Source organism: Leptospira abararensis (assembly GCF_016918735.1).
In the GTDB taxonomy this organism is placed as follows: domain Bacteria; phylum Spirochaetota; class Leptospiria; order Leptospirales; family Leptospiraceae; genus Leptospira_A; species Leptospira_A abararensis.
On the sequence record NZ_JAFFPR010000060.1, the window covers coordinates 345,285 to 368,652 of the forward strand.

Genomic DNA, 23,368 nt, shown 5'->3' on the forward strand with positions numbered 1-23,368 from the left:
CTAATACCGAAAGGAAGCTGCAACCACAAACAAACGTTCTACGCGAGTGTGTTTGTTCTTATCAGTTTCAAAAACAGGATCCATGGATTCCCTTTGAATCAGTTCAAAACGGATCATACCTGGGTTCCACTGTAATAAATCAAATGTGGCCGTATAACCATCGGTCATAAATCCATTTCGTGTATAGGTTGTAGCCATTACTTGTTTTGGATCATAAAATCTTTCTACGCGAAAACTCAACCGGTAAAGATCCTCATAACGAAAGCTGACCCAAAAAGTTCCATGATACCATTGGTTGTATACCCTTGACTCTCTGTTGGTATAAATTCCAAGAGTAGGATTGATTTCTTTCCACCAAGGTTCATATTGAAATGATTCTTTGGCTTTTTGCGCCCCAACATCACCTGACAAAGCGAAGGACAACCAATCCAACGCCTTCCACTCTAAAATTGTATTATTATAAAGTCTTGTTTGTTTTCGTTCATAATCAGGAGCTTCATTCCCAACAAATTGGTTTGCTGTAATCGTAAAATTAGGTGCCAAAAAAAACTTAAACTGAGTTCCGAGAGATTTATCTTTGTTTTGGTCAGTAATATTTTGCCAACCATTCATCACGTGAAATTGAAATTGGAACTTTTCTGTAAACTTAGTTGTAAGGCGAACCCCCGAAGAATAGTAAGGAACGTAATCTAGAGCCAGCGCCCTAGTATAATTCCAGTTATCTGAAGAAATCCATGATTCATGCCCGATATGTCCCAAATAAATTCCCGCATCCACCCATGTGTCTTTTGCCAACTTAAAGCCCACGTAGGCTTCTTGGATGTGTTTAACCGAGTTTTGATTAGAACTAACATCTTTATTTGACTCAGGCGCATAATTAGTATTTACCGATGTCCCAAACTGAAAAGCCAATCGTCCTCTAGTTTTTTCTTCCTGCCACTTGGCATCCACAAACCCTAAATTGATATTAAACTCATCATTGCGGACCGCTTGCGTGGTGAATTGTCGTTCTTTCGATAGAGGGTGATTGGAGTTGTGAGAATAATAGGTATCCACAAATGCTCCAAACTTCAAACTAGCAGGGAGCGGATTTGGCGATGGTATAGTTTCCTCTTTCTTCTGTTGACTCAGCTCCTCGGCATTCAATACAGAAAAACAAAGGGACAAACTGCATAGAAGGATAGAAGATTTAAAAAACCCTAATTGTATCATGCGATTTGCTCAGGCAAAGCTGAAGTAAAAAAACTTATCTCTTTAACAACTCTTTGATTTCCTTCGGAAACCCAAGCAGGTCTTCAGGAATAGGGATTAGTTTTTTTCTATATTTAGTTTTGTATTCTTTTTTAAATTTTGTATGGCAAGACTTACAAGTTTCATCCGGCTTACCAACTGCTAATTTAGCATCGATGATTTCTTTCCAATCTGCCTTTTGATCATCGGGAGCCATGTCTGGAACCTTTTCTAATATTTTATTGAGATAGTCTGCGTTATCTTTTTTGTCATACAACTTCGTTGCCGGTTTTGTATAATCCTCCATAAAATCATGAAGATTCATTTCGACTGAAGCATTGGCTTTTTTTTCTGCATTCAGTACAAATCCGAGTGCTGACAAAAACAATAATAAACTCAACATCATTCTCAATTTCATAATTACCTTCCGCTAGGAATCCTAATGACTTAGCTATTGAGAATCAAGTCTGTTTTTTCGAAGTATGGTCTCTCCTAACCCGAATTTTTTTACGGATTCCAAGTTCACTCGCCCTGTATATTCATCTTCGTAACTGCCAAGAGCTTGGATAAAATCAGGGTCCATTCCCGCAAGTGATCTTGTTTCTGGAAGGTAAAGATAACCCTTCGCTCTTCTCGCAGTAAAAGGAAATTGAATCAGAGATTTATAGTGATCCCAATGGTTCTTCTCTTCAGGAACAGAACGTTCAAAGGCACGAAGTCCTCTTTTCACATGTTTCACTTCGTCTTCAAATATAGTAAGCATGATATCGGATGTTAGCTGATCGCCAAAAAAAGAAAAAACTTGGGCATACACTTGTGCGTAGTCTAAATTTGCCCCTTCAAAAGAAATTGACATAACCGCAGAAAAAGATTCTAAACTTCCAAATTGACCAATTTGTTTCCAAAATATATAATTCAAAGGAATGTCACCAAAATCGATTCCAAACTCTCTCATACGTTGCAAATACAATTTTAAATGCGTTTGTTCCTCTTCGATTGTTTTCAAAAATCCATTGCGGATGGATTTAGGTGCCGAAGGAAAAGCAAGTAAAGCCCAAGCAAATAACTCAATTGCCATAAGTTCATGATTGGCAAAATGATGGAGGCTTAGGCCCCGGTTGGATTCTAAATTGAGATGTTCCAAACGAGGGATTTTTACTTTTTTATCGGAAAATTGAAGTTTAACCGAACGTCCCGGTGTTTCGATTCGAAGAGCAGTAAACTCCGTTTCCTCCTCCCATTGGCGACTTGGAGGCAAAAGTTTATCTTCTAAGTTTGGAGCAAGTAACAAATGTTTTGCGTATTCAGAGATTTTCATTTCAATGATGACTTTTAAAAAGGAATTTACAAAAAAATAAAATAATTAGGAGATAAATCCAAATTCAATGGATACAGCCAAAACTAAAAGTACGAATTTTTATGATTCTGTTTATGCAGTCGTAAAAAAGATTCCCAAGGGAAAGGTAACCACCTATGGTCATATCGCATTATTACTAGGAAGTCCAAGAGCCGCAAGGGCAGTAGGATATGCTTTGAATGCACTCAAAAAAGAAATGGAACAAAAAATTCCCTGGCAACGAGTGATCAATGCCCAAGGTAGAATTTCGTTTCGAGGTGATGGTTTCCGTGCCTCTTTGCAGAAAAAAATCCTAGAATCAGAAGGTGTTATCTTTGATTTAAACGAGGATCGCTTAAATTTTGACAAGTACGGATGGTTTCCATAATATGAAAAAAGATTTCCCCATTACCTTAACAATTGCTGGTTCCGATTCTGGCGGAGGTGCTGGTGTCCAAGCGGATCTAAAAACATTTTCATCCCTCGCTTCTTTTGGAACCACCGTCTTTACTTGTTTAACTGCTCAGAATCCCGATGGAGTGAGCGATATTTTCGAAATTTCCCCAGACTTTGTCTCTGCGCAACTGAAAGCGGTTGCAGGATATTTCCCGATCAAAGCAGCAAAAACAGGAATGTTATATTCAGCAAACATCATACAAACTGTTGCTGAATTTTTTTATGAAAACCCAGACATACAACTGATCCTTGACCCAGTGATGGTTGCCACAAGTGGAGCCAAACTTTTAAAAGATGATGCAATCCAGTCTTTAACTGAAGAACTTTTACCATTGGCGAAGTTAATTACACCTAACCTAGATGAGGCGTCTCTACTTCTCGGTGAAAAAATCCACCAATATGACCAATTGGTTCCTATGGCAGAAAAGTTATTTCAAAAATACAAAGTTCCCGTCCTTTTAAAGGGAGGACATTTACCAAATGCATCAGAAGCCACGGATGTTTTGTTCGATGGAGAATCATCTTATATTTTCTCCAGACCATTTTTAAAAGGTAAAAATACTCATGGCACTGGCTGCACCTATTCTGCCGCGATTACATCCTTTCTCGCTCATGGAAAAAACTTACCCGAAGCCGTTGGTTCTGCAAAAGAATATCTTCACCTAACATTAGTTGATGAAATACAAACTGGTCCAATCCATCATTTGAATCATTTCCCTGAACCAACCAACTGAACTTAAATCTAATATTCGATATTCAGTTCTTTGATTTTTTTATCTAAGGTGTTTCGATTGATTCCTAAAAACTTGGCGACACGAGTTTTGGTATAGCGGAACTTTTTCATTGCATATTGGATGAGTCGGGATTCTACTTCGCTGACAACAATTTCCATAGCACGACCGTCTAGACCATCTAATTGCCCTGGTGTCAATCGTCCTGATCCTAAATCCAAAGGTTCTGCGCCAGATGTGGTTTCCACATGATTGAGTTGAGTCACTTCTGTAGTGTTTTCTGGTAAATCTTCCAAACTTGCTAAAATATCAGAGAAATCTTCCTCGCTGAGTATTTCGTCCTGAGCAAGAACAACCGCTCGTTCAATTACATTTTCCAACTCACGAACGTTACCTGGCCAACGATATTTCAAAAGAAGTTTGGATGCTTCCCGAGATATACCCTTAATTACTTTATTATTATCTTTCGTGTATTTTTCCAAAAAGTGATTCATTAGGAGTGGGATGTCCTCGACTCGATCACGTAACGGTGGTGTGTTGATTTTCACAACATTCAATCGATAAAAAAGGTCGGCTCTGAACTTTTTCTCAGAAACCAGTTGTTCCAATTCAGCATTGGTTGCGGCAATAATTCTTACATCTACTTTTTTGGCCTTTACAGATCCAATTGCTTCAATCTCTCGCTCTTGCAAAACACGAAGTAACTTGGATTGTAGATTTAAATCCATTTCACCAATCTCATCTAGAAAAATGGTTCCTGTATCTGCCAATTCAAACTTCCCTTTTTTATCAGTCACCGCACCGGTAAAGGATCCTTTTTTATGACCAAAAAGTTCGCTTTCTAATAAGTTCTCTGGAATAGCCGCACAGTTAATTTTGATAAATGGATTTTCAGAACGAGAACTATTGTAATGAATCGCATTGGCAATCATCTCTTTTCCTGTTCCCGATTCTCCTGTGATTAAAACTGATGCTCTTGAATCCGCAACCAGCTGGATTTTTTCAAACATCTTCTCCATACTTGCTGCTTTTCCAATGAGAGATCCAAACTTATATTTATTCTTTAGTTCTCTTTTGAGTTGGATATTTTCACGAGAAATTTCTTTTTTGGCTTCTTCTACCAAATTCTGAATTTTAATCGATTGAGAGATGATGGATGCAACTACTTGCAAAAAGTCTAAAAACGATTTTAAATCCGTATGTTTGTTTTGGACAATAAATGCATTCACAACACCTAACATAGTTTGTTCGCTAAGTATCGGTGCACACAACAAACTTACGTTATGTGGATCATGTTTAAAATGTGATAAATATCCAACTCGATTTAAAAAGTCTGGGTGACTTGCGACAGATTCGATGATGATCGGTTCCCCAGATTCATATACTTTTCCAGTGATTCCTTCTCCCGGCTGGTAACTTCCTTTATCAATTTCTTCTGGTGATAGACCTGAAGCTGCAACGATACGAAGTAATCCTTCTTCTTTATTAAATAATACGATACTCCCTTTTTCTAAACGCAGGGATTTTTCCATAGTGACCATAATCGAATCAAAAACTTCGTTTTGGTCTAATGTGGAACTAACCACTTTGGAAATCTCAATGAGGGTTGCCTGGATTTTAGTTCTTTGTTCTAAACTACGAATAGTTTGTAGATTTTTAAAAATTTGTCCGGCTTGGTTTGCAAGGACACTGACTATTTCTAACATCTCTGCTGTGAATGCATTCAGGCGATTTGAATCGAGTGAGATGACACCGATGATGTCGTCTTCTACGATCATGGGTGCAACTAACTCTGATTTGATTTCTTCTTTTACCTGGATGTAGTCTGGATCTTTTGAAACATCGTTAACGAGTTTTGCTTTCCCGGTAGAGGCTGCCATCCCCGTAATCCCTTGCCCAATTTTGAGTTTGGTTTCACGAAGCAACTGTTGGTTCATTCCCCGTGAGGTGACTGCATCTAAAACCCCATGTTTTTCATCGATGAGCATTAGGGATCCCGATTCCACACCGCAGATTTGGATGCATCGATCCAAAATGAGCTCAAGAAGCCCGTCCGGGTCTTGGGTAGAATTCATAGCAGTGGCTACTTCATGGATGGATTGGATGGGATTAAATTTTTTCACGCTCATAGTTCTTGCTCTTTAGTATTACGCTCTGCCTCGAAAGAATACAGAAAAACATTGTTAGTGACCAATACACTATGCTTATTTAATAAACAAATAAACCATTTTTTAATCATATCTACCGACATCCTTTCGATTTCTGCAGAAAAAACAACATTTGCTTATAGATTAAGCATGAATCGTACCAGGTTTCTCTGATCTGACGGAAATTCTTGTAGCTTATGAAAAAAGAAATCGAATACCTTGGCTTAGGATGAACCGAGAGCCCAATGATGACCGGATTTGTTTGCTCTGTGCCGAATCTCAGGTTCCCAACGGGATCACAAAGGATGGCCGTTTTTTCTGCCAGACCTGTGATCGGGAATGGATTTTAGAAAAACGAAAAATTCCAAGAATTGGAAAAAACATCCTAAGTTCAAAAGAGAAAACAGAATTTCTTTTGGACAATCTCTCTCTCTTCAATTCTTCCATGGGTTTGGAAGAATTAATGCAAAGATTTACTGAACTCATCTCTGTGCGTTTGAAACGTGATAAGGTTGCAGTCTTTATCACCAATCTAGAATTAGGTGAGATTAAGCTTGCTTATTATTCGAGTCGACAAAGAACATTACAAAGAGCCATCAAACGAATCACTTTAGATTATGATTTGAGTTATGGAGTTTTGATTGAAGCAATGGCGAAAGGAGAGTCTTGTTTCTATAAATTCTCTGAACAAAGCCATCCATTCTACCAATTTTATTCAAAACTTACAGGAACAAAATCGCAACTAGTCATTCCTATTCTTTATGCCAATACGGCAGTAGGAATGGTCACCATCGATTACGAGGAAGAAGATTATTCAGACTTTCTGGAAGACCAAGAAATTTTGCAACTTGTAGTGGGCCAATTTGCAGTTTCACTACGAAATTCTCTTTTATTTTCTAAATCGGAAAACCAATCCAAAAACTTTCAAAGTTTGCATACAGCAGCACTTACCCTTAGCCAACTCTATTTAAATAATCACGATGAAATGATCCGTATGATTCTTTTAACGCTTTCAGGAATTGTGGAATCGTCTTTGACCTGCCTTATCGAAAGAACGAGCGATTCTTCCAAAGCGAAAGTATTCAAACTCTATCGGGATTTAGACAACCACCAAATCCAGACAAAGACAGAAATTATCGATGTAGACAAAATCATATCTCTATTACAAACAAATGAAACCATTACGCTTAGTCCAATTACCAATTCTAGTTTGACAAACCTCGAGATCGAAGGTAAAGAATCCATAATTTTTCCACTCATTTTGGAAAACGGAACCAGTTGTGTTTTTGTCCTCACCAAACAAGAAAATCGATTCCCGCAGGATGAAATCGAAGCCCTCAATGCGTTCGTTTCCTTAGCTAGAATCACTATGGAAAATTCCAATTTATATCAAAACCTTTCCAATAAAGAAAGGTTGGAAAAAGAAATTGAAATTGCAAAAGAAATCCAAAGTACCCTCTTACCTAGAAAAGCTCCAGAAGCCGAAGGGTTTTCTTTCGGTGGTTTTATGGTACCTGCGCGAGGAATTGGCGGAGACTACTATGATTTTATATTATCACCTAACAGAAATGAGCTGTTTATTTGTATTGGAGATGTAAGTGGAAAAGGTGTTGCCGCAGGCCTTGTTATGGCAACGGTCAGAACTATTCTGCACTCCCTTGTCCGCGTAAAAGATTCTCCTTGGGAGATCTTAAACGACATCAATAACTACCTCTATACTAGTTATAAGGAAGCCATCACTCCTCGGTTTATGAGTATGATTTTACTCAGGTGGAATCTCATTACCGGAGAGGTCCAGTATTCGGGTGCTGGGCATGGAAATTTTTATCACTACAATTCAGAATCGAATTCTCTCTCTATCATCGAAACAGAAGGTGTAATCCTAGGAATCCAACCTGATATTTCCTCCTTCCGCAATGAATCTAAATTGCGATTTCATTCGGGTGACACCATATTATTGTACACAGATGGAGTGACAGAAGCACGAAACGCTTCGGGAACACAGTTTGGAGAACCCAAACTCAAATCTAATTTTTTTTCCTTTATCTCACTAGAGCCAAAAAACATACTCGAGAAGATCTATTCAGAACTAAAAGAATTTGTCAAAGAACAGGAACAACACGATGATATCACTATGGTGGCAGTAAGGAAGATATGATCCCGGAAATCCCCACTTCTATTACAAAACTTTTCGAAACTGCCTTAGCCAGAATGGGTACAAAGGTCCCCAAAGTCTGGGCAGAAAACAAAACCCAGTTTCTCATTGCCTATTCTGGGGGGAAAGACTCCTCAATTCTCGTTTTGTTTTTTAAATATTTAAAAGAAACATATCAAATCCAAACACCCACTCTGTTTTATTTGTCCCATGGAATTCGTTCCATCGAAACTGAAGAAAAAGAATTATTTCAATTCCTGAAATCTACAGAATTCCCTTTTCATTTTGTAAAAAAAAAATCCCAAATCTATCTCTCAAACTAAAAAAAGGCTTAGAAGAAACGGGAAGGCTAGTTCGTTACCACGAGCTTAAAAAAATTACCGATAGAATTCCTGCCATTATCCTCACTGGACATCATTGTAGGGACTATACAGAATCCATCTTTTTGCACCTAACGAGAGGAGGTGGTAAAAAAGCATTTTATACTCTTCCTCCATTTGATGGAGAACGTTTTTTACCTTTAGTTTTTTTTGAAGATAAAGAGTTAGACTTACTCTACGAGTTTGTATTGAACAACATGAAAGTTTTTGAAGATGAATCCAACAAAGATCCAATCTACAAACGAAATCGAATTCGAATGGACTTACTCCCTATATTAGAAAAAGAAAATTGGAACTTTCACAAAACCTATTGGAATTTTCATGACCGTTCTCAACTTAATTTACAGTTTGATTTAAAAAAAGAATCCGTTTCTAAACAAGAACCTCATATCTTTCGTATCCCCCACGAAACATGGACAAGCCTCAATTTATCATCCAAAAAAGAACTGATTGATTTTCATTTAACGTTACTCGGGCATTATCCTTTATACAAATCTGGATTTGATAATTTTCATCTTCAATCAGAAGGGGAAAGAGCTTTTTTAGAAAATAAAAACTGTTTTTTATACAAATCAAAGTTTGGTGATCTTTTCATTATTGATAAAAAATCCCCAGCATTTAAAAAAGCAGTCTCCCATCGGGATGGGGATACTCTTTGTATTGAATGGAATCAAAACAGGTTCAAACTTTCTGATCCAACCGAAAAATACAGTCTTGGATCTTGGCACCACGGTCAAAAAATTCAAATTCGCTCTGGAAATAAGGAAATTTCTGAATGTATGAGGGAAAACGGAATTCCTTTTTTCTTAAGAACCTACATTCCTATTCTCTATTTTGATGGAGAACCGATCCAAATTTTGTTTTCTCTCTTTTCGAAAAGCGAAAAGAATTATCCGAAACGAATCTATCTAGAAAGGTGAGCTAGATGCACAAGTATTCCAAAGAAATTCCCTTTCCGGAAACTAAATTCTTCACTTCCATTGCCAATCTAAATGAAAAAGAAGAATTGGATTCGATTCCTTCCATCGCCTTTATGGGAAGGTCCAATTCTGGTAAGTCCAGTTTACTGAATGCACTCTCAAACCATAGAGGACTTGCCAAAGTTTCTAGAACTCCAGGGAAAACGAAACTCATCAATATTTTCAGAACTAGAGAAGGATTTAACCTTGTCGACTTACCTGGGTTTGGTTATTCAAAAGCTTCTCACAAAGAACACAAAGATATGATGAAACTATTGGAAGGTTTTTTGAACACTTGGAGACATTTGAAAATTCTATTTATCCTTTGTGATTCACAAAGAGAATTTCCAGAAGAAGAACTTTCAACGATAGAAGTTGCTATGGAGAAAAAAATCAAACCTGTGGTGATCCGAACTAAAATAGACAAACTGAACCAAAGTGAACAACACCGGGTTCGCACAGAGATGGAAGCTGCAATGAATGAAATTGGGATTCCGTTTCGAGTGTTTTATCTTTCCGCGACGACAGGAAGGGGTGTGGGTGAGTTACGTGAGTTTATAGTAGAAAATATGATAGATCAAACAAAGGTGTCTAAGTAATTCCCTGAATTTGATTCGGTCTGAATACTCATCATTCCAAATAAATTAGAAGTCATCATTTTACGGAAGTCCGTGAGCAAAGCAAACGTTTCTCTTAGTTGTTCTTTCACTCGGATCAGTCTTACTTCTTCTTCCAAACGTTTTTTTTCCGATTCAATTTCTTTCAATCTTTCAGCCGACTGAACATCAGAGGATGACTTTTTTGTTTTCTCAGATTCTAGTCGTGTTTCGAGTTCTTTAATTTTAGATTCCAATTCTTTTTCATGCGATTTTTGCATTAACTCTTTGGGATTTAATTTTGTTTTCTCTTTTGCATTGGCTTTTTTATCTTCTTCCTCTTTTAATTGGAAAAGATCCTTGATGGACTTTCCATCCGAATAAGGAGTGAGTGTGGAATCTTCTTCTGCATTCGATTTTGGGCGAGTGACTGCTTGGGTTTCCCCACTCACAGCCACCATCCGACCATCTCTTAACTCATAATTGATTTTGACTTGAACCGACTGAACATCTCGCCCTTCTTGGAAGGCTTCATTTTTGAATTCGGCTGCATGTCCGAGTTCATGTGAAATGACATGCAAAGCGGAAAGGGATTCCGGGGAACTTTCCAATTGTCCATGACCAACATAGTTCACCCGGCGATCTTTTAAAAGATCTACATTCATACGATTGAATGGGGACTCGTCGATTCTCATGGAAACCTCACCACCTATTGGGTACTTCGGTTTGTCTTTAGAAAATATTAGTAAGAAATTGGATTTTTGGAAAGCGAAAACTCTCCTGGAGGGCCAGGAGAGTGAGTGAAAATGGTTGTTATCTAGAGGCTACGGGCCTGTTCGAATGCAACGGACATAATTCCTTTGTGTTTTCACAACATTTCTTTGGACCCCATAAGACTGTCTGTCAAAAGAAATGGCATAGGCAGTTTCTCCTGGAAGGTCTTCACTATTGGACCAAGCAGTCCAATAGTCCTCTTCCTGAGTGGAAGGGAAGAATTGGAGAGTGGCCGCTCTACCAGGAATCACTAATCTTTGGTATTCGATTGCGGTAGGAACTCTCCAAGTGGCGCCTAAAAAATTGCTGTTTTGGCAAGCACCATACAATTCGCTGGAACCCAAAATTCCTATGGAAGAAAAACCTTGGATCACCTGCGGAAACGAAACCGAATTACAAGCATGTGTATTGGAATCACAAAAGGCAACTTGAGCAGCTCCTGCTCGGGCGGAATCATAAGGATTGAAGATCGAACCTTGTGGAGCCCCCAAACAATCATTAAATCCTGCACGATAGACTTGCCCATGTGTACATTTTTGCCAAATTAAATTGGCTACAGTGTCTGTAATGGTTCCGTTTCCATTGTCACGAAGACTTTGGTTAGCGATAAGGCCAGCAAATAGCTGGTTAGTTTCTTCCGGGCTTAAACCGTAGACATCTTCTACCGGCTTCATTTCACAATTCATGAAAAAAGATAAGACCAAAAGAGCGAAACAATATTGAATTTTTTTCATAAGCTCTGCCCTCCTAAAATATATGGTTAAAGTTAATGAAAGTTTGTCTATCTTCATTCGAAATCGCATGATCAAAATAGATAACAGTTGCTTGGTTCCACGGAATTCGTAGACCAACCCCTCGAGAGTGTTTGTAGTTTTTAAGATTTGCATCTTCCGTGCGATCCCATACTCGACCTACATCGTAGAATGGAACCAATTGAAAGTCAAAGTGTTGTCCACCAAATTCTGCTTCTGCGAACTTCCAACGAATTTCAAAGTTAGCAAATGCCATGGTTTGACCCACAAAACGATCTTGTTTGTAACCACGGATGGTCGTTCTACCACCAAGACCAGATTGATTTACTTCTGTTCCCCACATATTACGATATTCGTAGAAAGGTGCATCCCCATTGGTTTGGATCATAGTTCCCCGAGCAGCAAGGACAAACTTTTCTAAAATTTCAGGGGGTTTATTTGTAAACCATTGGACGGGGCTTATGAAAATACGACCCGAAACTAAGTTCTTATTGAATTCCGATGTTGAACCAATGGCCTTAGTAGACCGTTCATGAGTGTATTCTAAAAACACTCCACGGTTTGGATCTGGTTCAAAGTCGCGTGTATCAAATACAATCCCTGCACGAACCGTATTCGTATAACCACCGTTAATGCCTCTAATTTTTCCATCTTTATCTTCGCGGGTTAACTTTGTTTCCCCTTGTGGAGTTCCAAAAGTACGATCCACATCCAGAAGACCTAGAATTCCGTCCGCAGGTCCTAATTGTGCATCGTTATACTTACCATCATAACGACGAATGATTTGTTTGGAGAGACGAATACCCGTTACTGCACGAAGTGTTCCTCCGAAGAAGGAGTATTCACCAGAGGTGCTAAAGTTAGGATTTTCAATGTCATAACGATTGTATCTATGATCACTGACGATAGGAGCTTCCCCAGAACCGGCATCCCCTTGTCGGCGATAGTTTAAATTGTCCTCATAATCGGCAAAAGGAGCATTCCGTCTGATTTGACCATTGGGATCATTTCGTTCTAAATAAGAAAGGGGTTGGAGAGTATTTTCCCCGATTCCAAAGAAAAGAGAGTTTGGATTTCGTTCATAGACTAAATCCGCACGGAGCCTCCATTTGGTATCGAAGATATATGGTGCATCGATACTCAATTGGTGGTAGGGAGCCCGTTTTGTTGTATTAAAATACTGAGCAAAGACCCTGACACGGTAAGGTGTATATTCAAACATTGGGGATGTTTTTGCCCCGTTGTAAAAATAGAGCACGCGGGCCCCATACCCCACTCCCACATTGGGATCAGAGTTGATGAGAGGAAGGCCAGTAAAGTAACCCCCCTCTTTTTTATTCTTAAAATCCCTCTCGCTCAATCTCCTTTTTTCAGAGATCTCGAACGGAAGGTCGGTACGAGGTTGACGTTCCTGACCGAAAACCCCGTGAAAAAACGAAAAAAACAACAGAAGTGCAAAACTTCTTAAAATATGATTGTACATTCTCTACCTATCAGCCAAAGAAACTGCCTTATGGTGGGAAGTTTGAAAAATATGTCAAATAGATTCGAAAATTTATGTTTTTTCCGGTTCGATTCTGTGTAATATGATCAGCACTTCGTCTTGTTGGACGAGATCGCCTTGCGATTTTCGAATTTCTTCCACACGACAAAGATAAGGTGCCTTAACAGCGTTCTCCATTTTCATTGCTTCCAAAATCAAAAGTGTCTCCCCCTGTTTGTGTTCCTTTCCCACTTCTGTAGAGATTTGCACCACTTTTCCAGGCATGGGACTTTTGATTTCGGGTGAAGTTTGAGCCCCACCTTCATACTGACGTTCGGCTAGTTTTCCACTCCAAGTCTCACCTTTCCAATGAAGGAAGAGTTCATTTCTTACTTTAAGATATTGTAATACCGATCCATCTTTCATGAGAACGGTTTGTAATGGATTTGTATTGGATGAGTTTGGTTTTTCTTTTACCAAATCTTCTAACTGGAATGAAAAAGAGTCCATCCCCATACGAACCCGAACCGAAGATCCACTTACATAAACAGAGGCAGGACCAGATTTTGTTTCAAATAGATAATCCATATTAGGTGGTTTCCTTTACCCAAGGGTTGTTCGATTCTTTAGAAGTAAAAAAGGCACCAGCTAAGGCCAATTTCATTTCATCCTTGGTTTTGTCTGACAATAATTCTGACTCATTGTCTGCGATGAAGTGTGTCGATACCTTTCCATCTGCAAATTCTTTTGTAGACACCAGTCTTTGCAAAAATTGTAAATTGGTTTTGGGGCCAAATACAATGGTTTCCGACAAACACTCGATTAGGCGGTTGATAGCAGTAATTCGATCCTCGCCCCATACTATTAATTTTGCAATCATGGGGTCATAAAACATGGTGATCTCAGAACCAGAGACAACACCTGAGTCAATACGTAAATAATCTCTTTTAGGAAAGGATAAATGGTGGATCCGTCCTGTAGATGGTAAAAAACCTTCTTTGGGATCTTCTGCATAAATCCTAACTTCTAATGCATGTCCTTTTTGGGGAGGAGTTTGAATTTGTGGTAAGGGTTCTCCTTGGCAGACTCGAATTTGCCACTCTACCAAATCAAGACCTGTTGTCATTTCTGTGACAGGATGTTCTACCTGCAAACGAGTGTTCATCTCTAAAAAATAAAACTCTCCACTCTCACCTAATATAAATTCTACGGTTCCTGCACCTTCGTATTGAACTGCCTTGGCAGCCATCACTGCCGCTTCCGACATTTTGGATTTTAAATCTGCGGAGTAACGAGGAGCTGGAGTTTCTTCCACAACTTTCTGGTGACGTCTTTGTAAGGAACAATCCCTTTCGTGTAAGTGGATGATGTTTCCGTTTGTGTCTCCAAAAATTTGGAACTCAACGTGGCGAGGATTTGTGATGTATTTTTCTAAAAGGATACGATCATCACCAAAAGCAGAAAGTGCTTCTCTTTTTGCCGAAAGAATCCCTGGTTCCAATTCTTCCAGTGTATTGATGCGACGCATTCCCTTTCCACCACCTCCAGCACTTGCCTTTGCCATAATGGGATAACCAATTTTTTCGGCTTCTTTTTGGAACACAGACATTTCTTGGGAAGCACCTTCGTAACCGGGAACAACGGGAACACCATTCTTTGCAACTAACAAACGTGAGCCGATTTTATCACCCATTGCCTCGATCGAATGGGGTTTGGGACCAATGAATCGAATTCCATGTTTTTCTAATTTCGTAGCAAAATCAGTATTTTCTGATAAAAATCCATACCCAGGATGAACAGCATCCGCTCCTGTTTCTAAACAAGCCTTAATCACCTTTTCTACATTTAAGTAAGAAGAGCGGGCATCTGTTCCGCCTAAAGAGAACGCTTCGTCAGCAGACTGAACAAATAGACTGTGTGCATCTGGATCAGAATAGACAGCAACAGTTTTGATTCCCATTTTTTTTGCGGTGCGAATGACACGTACGGCAATTTCACCACGGTTGGCGATGAGTATTTTTTGGATCGGCTTCATATGAGTAGGATCAAAACTAAAGGGCCATGAAAATAAATCAACAGAAAGATCGGAACTTCATTGACCGCCACCTTCTGTGACAAATTCTTTTTTTATGGTGAAACAGTATATATCTCTCCGATTTTCGGATCGAATCTTTCTAACTTATTTCTCCTTTGGTTTTTTGACTCTCTTCCTGCACCGTATTTTATTTTTTATCGTTTATTCCTATCGTTTGGAAGAGTTCCCATTTTTAATCCTACTCAAAGCATTTTTAATCGGCTTTCGATTTGACTGGGTTACCATTTCTATTCTGTTAGTCGGATTTTACCTACTTTCCCTTTGGGGCAAAGCCTCAAAGATAAAATTGTATCGGCATTTTTGGATGATCACTCCGCTCGTCATTTATCCCTTTTGTTTAGTCCATTTATTTGCTGATTTATTGTATTTTGAAAATGCAAACAAACACATTGGGTATGAAGCTATCGTATTTTTAGGAGATTTGGATGTTTTGGTCTCTTCAGCCTTTGAGGAAGCACCATTAAAGATTTTATCTTTTTTTGTCTTTATTATCTTGTATGTAACGGGGATTCGTCACTGGTTTTCCAAACAAAAAATCTCCGACCAGGTGAATGCCAAAGGAGGTTTTCGATCCAATCTGATTGTAAGTATTCTTTGGATTTTATTTTTCTTTATCGGACTTCGGGGTGGACCACAAGAATCCCCTTTACGTGCAAGCGAGGCTATTATCTCAGATGATGCCCTCATCAACCAACTGGCGTTAAATGGAATTTATACAACCATAAACGATTTTAAAAGCCAGTCCATTCCTAAACATCTAAAAATGACTGACAAAGATATGTTGGCTGTGGTTCAGGAAGAAATTTTATACGAGGGTTCTGAATTTGTAAATGATCCAGAGTTTCCTTTAGTTCGAAAAATCAAAGGAATACCGGGGAGAAAACCAATCAATGTTGTTTTGGTCATCCAAGAATCTTGGACTGGAAAGTATGTTTGGCCTGTATCCGATGGATTTTGGTCGGGTAAGGAAGTAACACCATATTACAACAATTTGGCGAAAAAGGGGCATAGTTTTCGAAAATTCTATGCAAATGGTGGTAGAACCAGCAATGCGTTGCTTTCGGTTCTTACCAGTGTTCCCGATAGGCCGGGTCTCACTGCGATTCGTACACCGCAAATTTTAAGCAACTTTTCTGCGATCGGAAATCTATTTTCTGGATTTGGATACCAAACCAGTTTTATTACAGGAGATGATTTAAAATTCGATAGTTTAGCCACCATCCTTCCTCACTTTGGATTCAAAACTTTGATTGGAAAAGAAGACTTTCGTAAATCGGGAAAATACGCCATTGGTGCTTGGGGTTATGATGACGAACATCTGTATACAAAAGCTTTGGAAGAAATGGACTTGTACCAAAAAGATAACAAACCCTTCCTCATGACCATTCTCACAATGACAACACATTACCCATATAAGGTGCCAAACTCGAAATATGAAATTTATGATTCTACCGTCACCGATTTTGACTATCTCAATACCTATCACTATTCCGATGCTGCCTTAGAAACATTTATGAAGGAAATACGAAAAAGAAAGTATTTTGAGGACACTTTATTTGTATTTGTAGGAGACCATACCCATCACAGATATCTGTCTTATTATGAAGATAGAATGGTTCCTTTTTTATTATACGCACCAAAATACATAAAACCTATATTAGATGATAGAATTTCATCTCAATTGGATGTTCTACCCACCATTTTAGGAGTGGTAGGAAGAGAGACCTTTTTTTCAGGGTTTGGTAAGGACATGCGTGCTAGTGGTGTGAAGTCGGGGATTACTTACTTTGCCTATGGAAGTGCTTGCGGTTGGATTGATGAAGAAAAAATTCTTTATCAAAGTGTAGATGGAGACACTCAGTTTATTTTCCAAATGATCCCACCCTATGGGCAAGACCCAGCCTGTAATCCAGATCGAAAAAACTGCTTTCGCCAAACGATCAAGGCAAGGGCCTTCTTTAATTTATCCTTGGAGTTGATGAATCGTAATTCTCTTTATCCACTAGAAGGTTCTTTACGGTACACCAGGAAATGAATCTACATATTTGACTTTGAAGTCCGGAAAACTAGCCACAATCTGAACTTTGAAATCGGCAAAGGAGCTGACTTCTTGCCACTTCCCACAATCGGAAGGAAAACTATTCACCTTTTGTACTTTGAGGTCAGGGAAACTATCTACAATTTGTACCTTAAAATCAGGAAAACTAGTAACGAACTGAACCTTACCTGCTAATTTTTTCCCTTTGAACGTACAATCAGAACCAACTTCTCCGGCAAAAAGAGCAGAACTGAACAAAATTCCTACGAGGAAACCAACCAACTTCTTCATAAGCTCTCCCATTTTTTAAGAAATAAATTTTAGACAAAAGATGCAGCCTGTCAAGCCTTTTGCTCATAAAATTGAGAGCCGATAGCTAGTTAGCGAATTACAGTATTAAATCATAAATTACCTATAAGTTACAAAACTAAACCTGAGAGAGTTTAGCTCTTTCGGCTTCCGTTATCGCATCTAACTCTTGTTTTTTGGTTTGCATTAAGTTATTTAAATAAGTTTGGAACTCTTCCCAAGAAGAAAAATCGGTAGGATCATGGGCACCCAAACCCAAATAACCAACTACATTACCTTTTTGGTAATTTTGGTAAGTAGTCACGCCTGACTTCAATACCACAAAAACTGGAATTTTTTGATCAAAAGCAATTTTCACCATCCCTTTCTTCAAGGGGAGGATTTCTTCGGAATAGGTATTTTTTCCTTCTGGGTACACAATGTACGAAGTGGTTTTCAAACCTTCGATTAAGTTTTTTACAGAAACAGCAACAGACATGGCTTTGGAATTATCAAACACTTGGGAACCCATAGCCACCATCCACCAGTAGGCAAACCATGCTTTTTTTATGACTTGATTAGCCAAAAATGGTTTTCTGATCACATAACAATCATAAGGAAAATCCATTTCGTTTACATGGTTTAAAAATATCATATGTCCTTTTTCAGGTACACTAATTTCGTTAAATACAATGAGTTTAGTTTTTGTAATTTTTAGGACATCTTCTGCCCAAATTTTGGTTCCCTCTAAAAACTCTTTAATACGAGCTTCTTTATTTCCTGTGAGAGAACGGTAGATCCCTCTGATCAAATAGGGGCTTGCTTTTCCAAAAACAAGAAGGGTGATTCTTAAGTAAACCTTCATCACCAAACGCCCGTAGTGGACACTCAGTCCATGCAAATTTTTCTTAATGAGATCGTCAACGACCGGAATTTTCGCCATAGCAACAATTAGACAAAAGAGGTCATTCTATGGAAATAAAAAAGCCCAAGAAAAATCTTGGGCTTAAGACTTCGGAAACGGTGTTAGTTAACGTTTCTTATTGTTGCGGAGTGGATGTTGCTCCAGCAGCAGGTTTCGCAGGAACATTCAATGCTTTTTTACGTTCCTGGTCGTATTTCATGAACACCATATTGTTGGAATCCAAATCATACACTCGGCCTCTTACGTCTGCATGGTCCACTCGGTAATCTTCCGGAACACGGACATCAAACATAGCTTGCATACGATTGTCATATTTGACGTAAGGGTTCTTTGAAAAATCGTAAGTAACGCCATCAACCTTCATTGGTTGTCCTTCCACAGGTGCACCATTTTCATCCTTTAGAGTCTCTGATTTTGCTTGAGAATTGTTCAGGTAATAGTTATCGTATGGATACTTCAGCTTATAAATGTTAATTGCATTTGCTTTGGAATCACGAGCTAAGTTGATCGCACCAAAATAAAGATCGATACGATACTTTCTATGAGATGGTTGTAGTTTTTGGTGTTTTTCCAAATTTCTTTCCACTTTCAATGCAGTCGCTCGAGCTTCTTTGGCAAGCCCCAGATGTTTGTATCCCAACTCCAAGTTTTTTTCAATGTCATATTTATTATAACTATAATGAGCTTCTTTTGGATCATACATACGGCGTGAGAAAGGAGCTTCTCTAGGAATGTCCATAACATCTTGGCGGAAGTAAGAACCTTTTCCATATTCGATAGAAATATCAAGAAGAGCCTTATCCATATGGTTGTTTGGATTTTTTCTTTCCATTGCCGTTTTCATCATCTCTTCTGCACGTATAATGTAGATCTGCGAAAGTTCTTCGGTTATCTTTTCGATTCCCAATTGGCATTCGAGAAAACGTTGGTAAGCCGATGGAAAATTACCTTCGAAGTGGTATTGCAAACCTTCTTGGTAGATTCGTTTGGCTTCGCCGTATTTCTTCATACGAAAGCCTTCTTTTCCTTCCGGTGCATTGATCTCCGTAGGTTTACCTTCCGGATCTTCACCACGGAAATTTTTAACCATAGGTTCTAACTCACGTAGGTAAGTCAGAAGCTCGATTCGTTTGTGGTATGATTTACTAGAGACCGATTCTGCAAACATAGGTGCTTGCATCATGAGACTCATCATGAGAATAAGAAGGGATTGTTTCATTGCTCTGCCGTTCATTCCGTTTCCGTACTTTCCTTCCTTGGAAGAATCTTACAAGTAATTTCGGGGTGGCCCCTGTGAGTATTATCGGAGATTTCTGATATTGGATTGACAGATTGTATTTTAAAATTGAGCCTTTTCCTAGATTTTTCCTATGTCCCTAGCTGCTGCACAGTCAAAAAAAGTATCTTTTCGTGCCAAAGAGTCCACAGTCTGCCCGATTTGTGATGAAAATCACCAAAAAGAACAAATGTTCCAAGGTGGTGGAAGACTTATCGCCGGGAAGTTGGCTCAAGATTTACGTCGTTTATATGAAAAAAACAGAAAATTTGGTCGTGTCAGTCCCCTGGATTATGTCATGTCCGTTTGCCCTCGCTGTTTATACTCTTCCTTCCCCAAAGATTGGAATTCACTAAATCCCGCAGACAACGAAGCCATCCGTATGTCCACTGATAGCCGCAGAGCTTATATTGAAAAAATTCTAGGCCCACTTGATTTTACTGCAGACCGTCAAATTGTGTTAGGTGCTGCATCTTATTTACTCGGGATGGATTGTTACCAACTCCGTGGTGCGAGCGTTTCCCCCACTCCCAAAAAAGCAGTTTGTGCGATTCGTGCTGCTTGGTATTTTTCTGATCTACATGAAGAGTTTCCTCATATCGGTTATGATAAAATCAGGGATTTACTCTACCAAAAAGCGGCAGTTATCTATGGTTATACCTTAGAGCTCATGCAGAATGGGAACGAACCTGTAGACCAAGCGGCTGGAATGCTCGGGCCCGATACCGATAACAATTGGGGATTTGATGGTGTTATCTATCTCAATGCATATCTTACAAAAAAATTCAAAGACCAAATGGCTCCGAAACCAGAAGACCAAGTTTTGCTTTTATCTCGCGCTAAACGAACACTCGCAAGACTATACGGTTCAGGAAAGGCTTCCAAAGGAAAACCAGGTCCGATTGTGGAAATGACTCGAGAGTTGTATGATGAATACAATGCCATCTTGGAAGCGATGGGGGGCGAGAAGTAAGGGTTTGCCCAATTACGCACTTCTCGTCGAATACGACGGTACTCATTTTTATGGTTGGCAGAAACAAAAAGACATTCCCACAGTCCAGTCTTCCATTGAATCTGCTCTTTCTATTATTCTAAGAAGAAATCCCGCATCACGTTTGTCAGTTGCTGGAAGAACAGATACTGGTGTTCATGCATTAGGTATGGTATGCAATTTTAAAACGGAATTTCCCATTCCCAACTTTCACAAATTCCTAGTGTCTGTGAATGCTCTCACCAAAAGAGGAGTCTCAGTCAAAAACATTGTCGAAGTTCCCATAGAATTTCATTCTAGATTCAGTTGCACAGGTAGAGAGTATATCTATAAAATCTATTATAGTAAATACGAAAGTAGTTTTGTGGAAGGGAGAGCTTATTGGGAGAAACATCCAGTGGATTGGGATTATGTGGAAAACCAACTCACGACCCTTATAGGAGAAAAAGACTTTCGATCACTCACAAAGGCAAAGTCTATGGCTGGCAAACGCTCCATCAGGAATATATTTGACATTCGTTTGGAACGATTGACATCAGATTGGATCCAAATTCGTATCCGAGCCAATGGATTTATGCACAATATGGTTCGTATTACTGTAGGAACTTTACTAGACATTGGGAAGGGACGTTGGAAATCTAGATCCATCGGCTCCATTTTGGAAGAGAAGAACCGTTCGATTGCAGGGATCACCCTCCCGCCGGATGGACTCTATTTTGTCCGCGCATATTACGAAGATTATCCAGAAATTCATGAATTGTATAAAATCACTCTTCCTTAGCCTATTTTTTGCACTCACTCTGTTTTCTAGCCTTCTTTCTGCACAAACACTAGAAGAATACAACAAACGTCGTTATGAAATTGGTGGCTGGGTCGGAGCTGCCAATCCTATGCCTGGAACCCCTACAGTTCGCGTGTTAGAGACAACCCTAGGTGGAGGGTTTTATGCACGTATGCCTTGGCCTTGGATTTTTTATACAGAAATTGGTGGTTCTTATGCTGTATTTTTGTCAAGGTCAGAGAGGTCTCTTACTGCGATGCCACTTTATGCAGCTTTGGCTTACAAAATTCCCATTGAACTTCCCATCCAATTCTTCCTCAAAGGTGGTGGCGGTTCTGCCTATGTTGTAGCTCGTCCTTCAGATACTGCGAGATGGAATCCATCCGCCTTCGCTGGGTTAGAAGCAAGTTTTATTGCTGGTCGTAGAATCCGAATTGGTGTTCGATTGGATTATCATAAGATCTTTGAGACCCATATGGATGTTCCGAATCAATACCAATACCCACTTTCTAGTCCTTATGATGACCCTCGTTTGCAAAATCCGGCCAATTACACTTTGCAGAACGTAGATTTTTTCTATTTTGGTCTAACTGTAGGAGTGTTGTTTTAGTGAAGTCATTATACCTACAATTATTGTTTCTCTTACTCAATGTTTTTGTGATCATAGGTTGCAAAACCAAACTAGACCTTGGTGACGAATCTAAACTTCCAGTCATTTCAACCTTATTCAACAATCGAATGTTGTTACTCTTAAAGGGAACTTATGCAACAGATAATCCTTTGGACTGGGCTGAACTAAACAATGGAACCGGGGATTTGTATGTAGATGCACAAGGGGAAGGTCTCGACCCCACGATGACATTGGTGAATAGACCCAAAGCAGGTAATGTTCCTATCTTTTTAGATATTGGAGAGGTGAGAATTTCCAGTAAATACCTGAAAGGATTAAACGAACTCACTCAAATTCGCGACACAGTAGATTCCAATAAATTTTGGGACTATATTGCACCGAACCGACAAGTTTTTTGTACGGTCACTTATTCATTTGATAACAACACTTGCACGGAAAGTAACGGAATACTCAAAGCTTCTGATTTCTTTAACGGAATCGGAGCACAATTTCCTTCCAATGACCCCTCTTCCCAGACAGAAAGTTGGGAGACTGCTTTACTTACCGGTCAACCTTGGCTTGGTCGCCAGTATTATTATGCTGCTATTTACTTTCGGTCTCTTGTGACTGGTTATGCACTTGATGCAGGACTTCCTGTAACCGGTCGTTTTGATAATAGACCTATTGTCAACGGGCTTAACATTGTTCCGCGTAACAACTATGTTGCGGGAACGACTTCGTCTGCGAAAAGTACCATTGTGCCTAAAATGTTTCCTGCTTTATACACCCAAATCCCTACCCAGGCAGATATGCAGATTCGAGATGGATTTGATCCGTATATTTTGGAAGTTCGAGTTAACTTAAAAGAAAATTTAATGTTACACTCTTATGTTACCAGTAGGTCTACGACAGTAACTTATGTCGGTGTGAGCGATATCTTTTTCGATCACAAAGGGGAAGGAGACGCTGGCGGAAATATTTTGACTAGGGCTCGCGTTATTTATCCGGAGACCGCTTCTAGTCTTACAATTTCAGGCGGCGGCAATTCTTTGTTACACTATTATGGCATCTTTAGACACCAGGAAACTGAATTTTTAAACGTTTTGCCTCTTGCGGCAACACCTGCAAAACAAAATGCAAAAATAAAATACCTAAATCCTGGTATTTATAAGGCGGTTTGTTTGGCGGATCTGATAAAGCAGGACGGATATCCTGACACTGTAGTACGTGAGACTACATTTAATATACCAGAATATCCGTTCCGACAAACATATAACGTTGATTTGACATGCCCTTAGTAAAAAATTAGTTTCTCTATTCAATTTTACTTTTTTTTTACTCCCGTTTTTTGTGAAGTTGGTAAAA

The 23,368-nt window shown here is 39.1% G+C and carries 23 protein-coding genes; 11 read left to right on the forward strand and 12 right to left on the reverse strand.

Going from position 1 to position 23,368, the window contains the following annotated elements; all coding sequences use genetic code 11:
- The 3 genes from JWG40_RS18865 to JWG40_RS18875 are packed head-to-tail and all read right to left on the reverse strand — an operon-like array spanning position 1 to position 2,548.
- Positions 1 to 1,212: a porin gene (locus JWG40_RS18865; RefSeq protein ID WP_205287298.1), complete on the reverse strand. Its 1,212-nt coding sequence runs from the start codon at positions 1,210 to 1,212 to the stop codon at positions 1 to 3.
- 34 nt (positions 1,213 to 1,246) lie between these two features.
- Positions 1,247 to 1,648, reverse strand: a complete 402-nt coding sequence (locus JWG40_RS18870) for a hypothetical protein (protein ID WP_205287299.1) — start codon at positions 1,646 to 1,648, stop codon at positions 1,247 to 1,249.
- 33 nt (positions 1,649 to 1,681) lie between these two features.
- Complete coding sequence (locus JWG40_RS18875; protein ID WP_205287300.1) at positions 1,682 to 2,548, reverse strand: DUF455 family protein; 867 nt, start codon at positions 2,546 to 2,548, stop codon at positions 1,682 to 1,684.
- 67 nt (positions 2,549 to 2,615) lie between these two features.
- Here JWG40_RS18875 and JWG40_RS18880 point away from each other — a divergent pair, with 67 nt between their 5' ends.
- Positions 2,616 to 2,954 (forward strand): MGMT family protein, encoded by a 339-nt coding sequence (locus tag JWG40_RS18880; RefSeq protein ID WP_205287301.1) that lies wholly within the window; start codon positions 2,616 to 2,618, stop codon positions 2,952 to 2,954.
- 1 nt (position 2,955) lies between these two features.
- On the forward strand, positions 2,956 to 3,756 hold the full coding sequence (gene thiD, locus JWG40_RS18885) for a bifunctional hydroxymethylpyrimidine kinase/phosphomethylpyrimidine kinase (RefSeq protein ID WP_205287302.1): 801 nt from the start codon (positions 2,956 to 2,958) through the stop codon (positions 3,754 to 3,756).
- A gap of 8 nt (positions 3,757 to 3,764) precedes the next feature.
- Here thiD and JWG40_RS18890 read toward each other — a convergent pair whose 3' ends face one another.
- The gene (locus JWG40_RS18890; protein WP_408611560.1) at positions 3,765 to 5,882 is read right to left on the reverse strand and encodes a sigma-54-dependent Fis family transcriptional regulator; all 2,118 of its coding nucleotides are present in this window, start codon (positions 5,880 to 5,882) and stop codon (positions 3,765 to 3,767) included.
- 247 nt (positions 5,883 to 6,129) lie between these two features.
- Between JWG40_RS18890 and JWG40_RS18895 the strand changes: the two genes are divergently transcribed.
- From JWG40_RS18895 to yihA, 4 genes are read left to right on the forward strand one after another with little or no spacing between them, the layout of a single operon-like run.
- The gene (locus tag JWG40_RS18895; protein WP_205287303.1) at positions 6,130 to 8,058 is read left to right on the forward strand and encodes a GAF domain-containing SpoIIE family protein phosphatase; all 1,929 of its coding nucleotides are present in this window, start codon (positions 6,130 to 6,132) and stop codon (positions 8,056 to 8,058) included.
- Positions 8,055 to 8,378, forward strand: coding sequence for a PP-loop family protein (locus JWG40_RS20065; RefSeq protein WP_205287304.1), 324 nt, complete (start codon positions 8,055 to 8,057; stop codon positions 8,376 to 8,378). Before JWG40_RS18895 ends, JWG40_RS20065 begins: the two co-directional genes overlap by 4 nt.
- Positions 8,354 to 9,355, forward strand: a complete 1,002-nt coding sequence (locus tag JWG40_RS18905) for a tRNA lysidine(34) synthetase (RefSeq protein WP_205287450.1) — start codon at positions 8,354 to 8,356, stop codon at positions 9,353 to 9,355. Before JWG40_RS20065 ends, JWG40_RS18905 begins: the two co-directional genes overlap by 25 nt.
- A gap of 5 nt (positions 9,356 to 9,360) precedes the next feature.
- A complete protein-coding gene (gene yihA, locus JWG40_RS18910; protein ID WP_205287305.1) occupies positions 9,361 to 9,993 on the forward strand; it encodes a ribosome biogenesis GTP-binding protein YihA/YsxC in 633 nt (210 codons plus the stop codon).
- Here the strand turns inward: yihA and JWG40_RS18915 are convergent.
- The 5 genes from JWG40_RS18915 to JWG40_RS18935 all read right to left on the reverse strand — a co-directional run bounded on the left by JWG40_RS18915 (position 9,972) and on the right by JWG40_RS18935 (position 15,034).
- Positions 9,972 to 10,685 (reverse strand): hypothetical protein, encoded by a 714-nt coding sequence (locus tag JWG40_RS18915; protein ID WP_205287306.1) that lies wholly within the window; start codon positions 10,683 to 10,685, stop codon positions 9,972 to 9,974. The two genes, yihA and JWG40_RS18915, sit on opposite strands and share 22 nt — an antisense overlap.
- A gap of 129 nt (positions 10,686 to 10,814) precedes the next feature.
- The gene (lsa25, locus tag JWG40_RS18920) at positions 10,815 to 11,498 is read right to left on the reverse strand and encodes a surface adhesin Lsa25 (protein WP_205287307.1); all 684 of its coding nucleotides are present in this window, start codon (positions 11,496 to 11,498) and stop codon (positions 10,815 to 10,817) included.
- A 13-nt stretch (positions 11,499 to 11,511) separates the two neighbouring features.
- Positions 11,512 to 12,999, reverse strand: coding sequence for an Omp85 family outer membrane protein (omp85, locus tag JWG40_RS18925; RefSeq protein ID WP_205287308.1), 1,488 nt, complete (start codon positions 12,997 to 12,999; stop codon positions 11,512 to 11,514).
- Between the two features lie 72 nt (positions 13,000 to 13,071).
- The gene (locus JWG40_RS18930; protein ID WP_205287309.1) at positions 13,072 to 13,587 is read right to left on the reverse strand and encodes an acyl-CoA carboxylase biotin carboxyl carrier protein subunit; all 516 of its coding nucleotides are present in this window, start codon (positions 13,585 to 13,587) and stop codon (positions 13,072 to 13,074) included.
- 1 nt (position 13,588) lies between these two features.
- The gene (locus tag JWG40_RS18935; protein ID WP_205287310.1) at positions 13,589 to 15,034 is read right to left on the reverse strand and encodes an acetyl-CoA carboxylase biotin carboxylase subunit; all 1,446 of its coding nucleotides are present in this window, start codon (positions 15,032 to 15,034) and stop codon (positions 13,589 to 13,591) included.
- Between the two features lie 94 nt (positions 15,035 to 15,128).
- On the opposite strand from JWG40_RS18935, the gene JWG40_RS18940 reads away from it, so the two are divergent.
- Positions 15,129 to 17,129, forward strand: coding sequence for an LTA synthase family protein (locus JWG40_RS18940; RefSeq protein WP_205287311.1), 2,001 nt, complete (start codon positions 15,129 to 15,131; stop codon positions 17,127 to 17,129).
- Here the strand turns inward: JWG40_RS18940 and JWG40_RS18945 are convergent.
- From JWG40_RS18945 to JWG40_RS18955, 3 genes are all read right to left on the reverse strand, one after another.
- The gene (locus JWG40_RS18945; protein ID WP_205287312.1) at positions 17,109 to 17,423 is read right to left on the reverse strand and encodes a 7(1) septoil knot domain-containing protein; all 315 of its coding nucleotides are present in this window, start codon (positions 17,421 to 17,423) and stop codon (positions 17,109 to 17,111) included. The genes JWG40_RS18940 and JWG40_RS18945 overlap by 21 nt on opposite strands.
- Positions 17,424 to 17,559: 136 nt before the next feature.
- Complete coding sequence (locus JWG40_RS18950; RefSeq protein WP_232369527.1) at positions 17,560 to 18,285, reverse strand: lysophospholipid acyltransferase family protein; 726 nt, start codon at positions 18,283 to 18,285, stop codon at positions 17,560 to 17,562.
- A gap of 175 nt (positions 18,286 to 18,460) precedes the next feature.
- Positions 18,461 to 19,579, reverse strand: a complete 1,119-nt coding sequence (locus tag JWG40_RS18955; protein ID WP_205287313.1) for an LIC11274 family protein — start codon at positions 19,577 to 19,579, stop codon at positions 18,461 to 18,463.
- A gap of 136 nt (positions 19,580 to 19,715) precedes the next feature.
- Here JWG40_RS18955 and JWG40_RS18960 point away from each other — a divergent pair, with 136 nt between their 5' ends.
- From JWG40_RS18960 to JWG40_RS18975, 4 genes are read left to right on the forward strand one after another with little or no spacing between them, the layout of a single operon-like run.
- Positions 19,716 to 20,594 carry a DUF2225 domain-containing protein gene (locus JWG40_RS18960; RefSeq protein ID WP_205287314.1) on the forward strand — a complete coding sequence of 293 codons (879 nt, stop codon included), beginning with the start codon at positions 19,716 to 19,718 and terminating at the stop codon, positions 20,592 to 20,594.
- Between the two features lie 4 nt (positions 20,595 to 20,598).
- On the forward strand, positions 20,599 to 21,393 hold the full coding sequence (gene truA, locus JWG40_RS18965; protein ID WP_205287315.1) for a tRNA pseudouridine(38-40) synthase TruA: 795 nt from the start codon (positions 20,599 to 20,601) through the stop codon (positions 21,391 to 21,393).
- Positions 21,365 to 22,003 carry a hypothetical protein gene (locus JWG40_RS18970; RefSeq protein WP_205287316.1) on the forward strand — a complete coding sequence of 213 codons (639 nt, stop codon included), beginning with the start codon at positions 21,365 to 21,367 and terminating at the stop codon, positions 22,001 to 22,003. Before truA ends, JWG40_RS18970 begins: the two co-directional genes overlap by 29 nt.
- A complete protein-coding gene (locus JWG40_RS18975) occupies positions 22,003 to 23,301 on the forward strand; it encodes an LIC11270 family surface protein (protein ID WP_205287317.1) in 1,299 nt (432 codons plus the stop codon). Before JWG40_RS18970 ends, JWG40_RS18975 begins: the two co-directional genes overlap by 1 nt.
- Positions 23,302 to 23,368 lie beyond the last annotated feature (67 nt).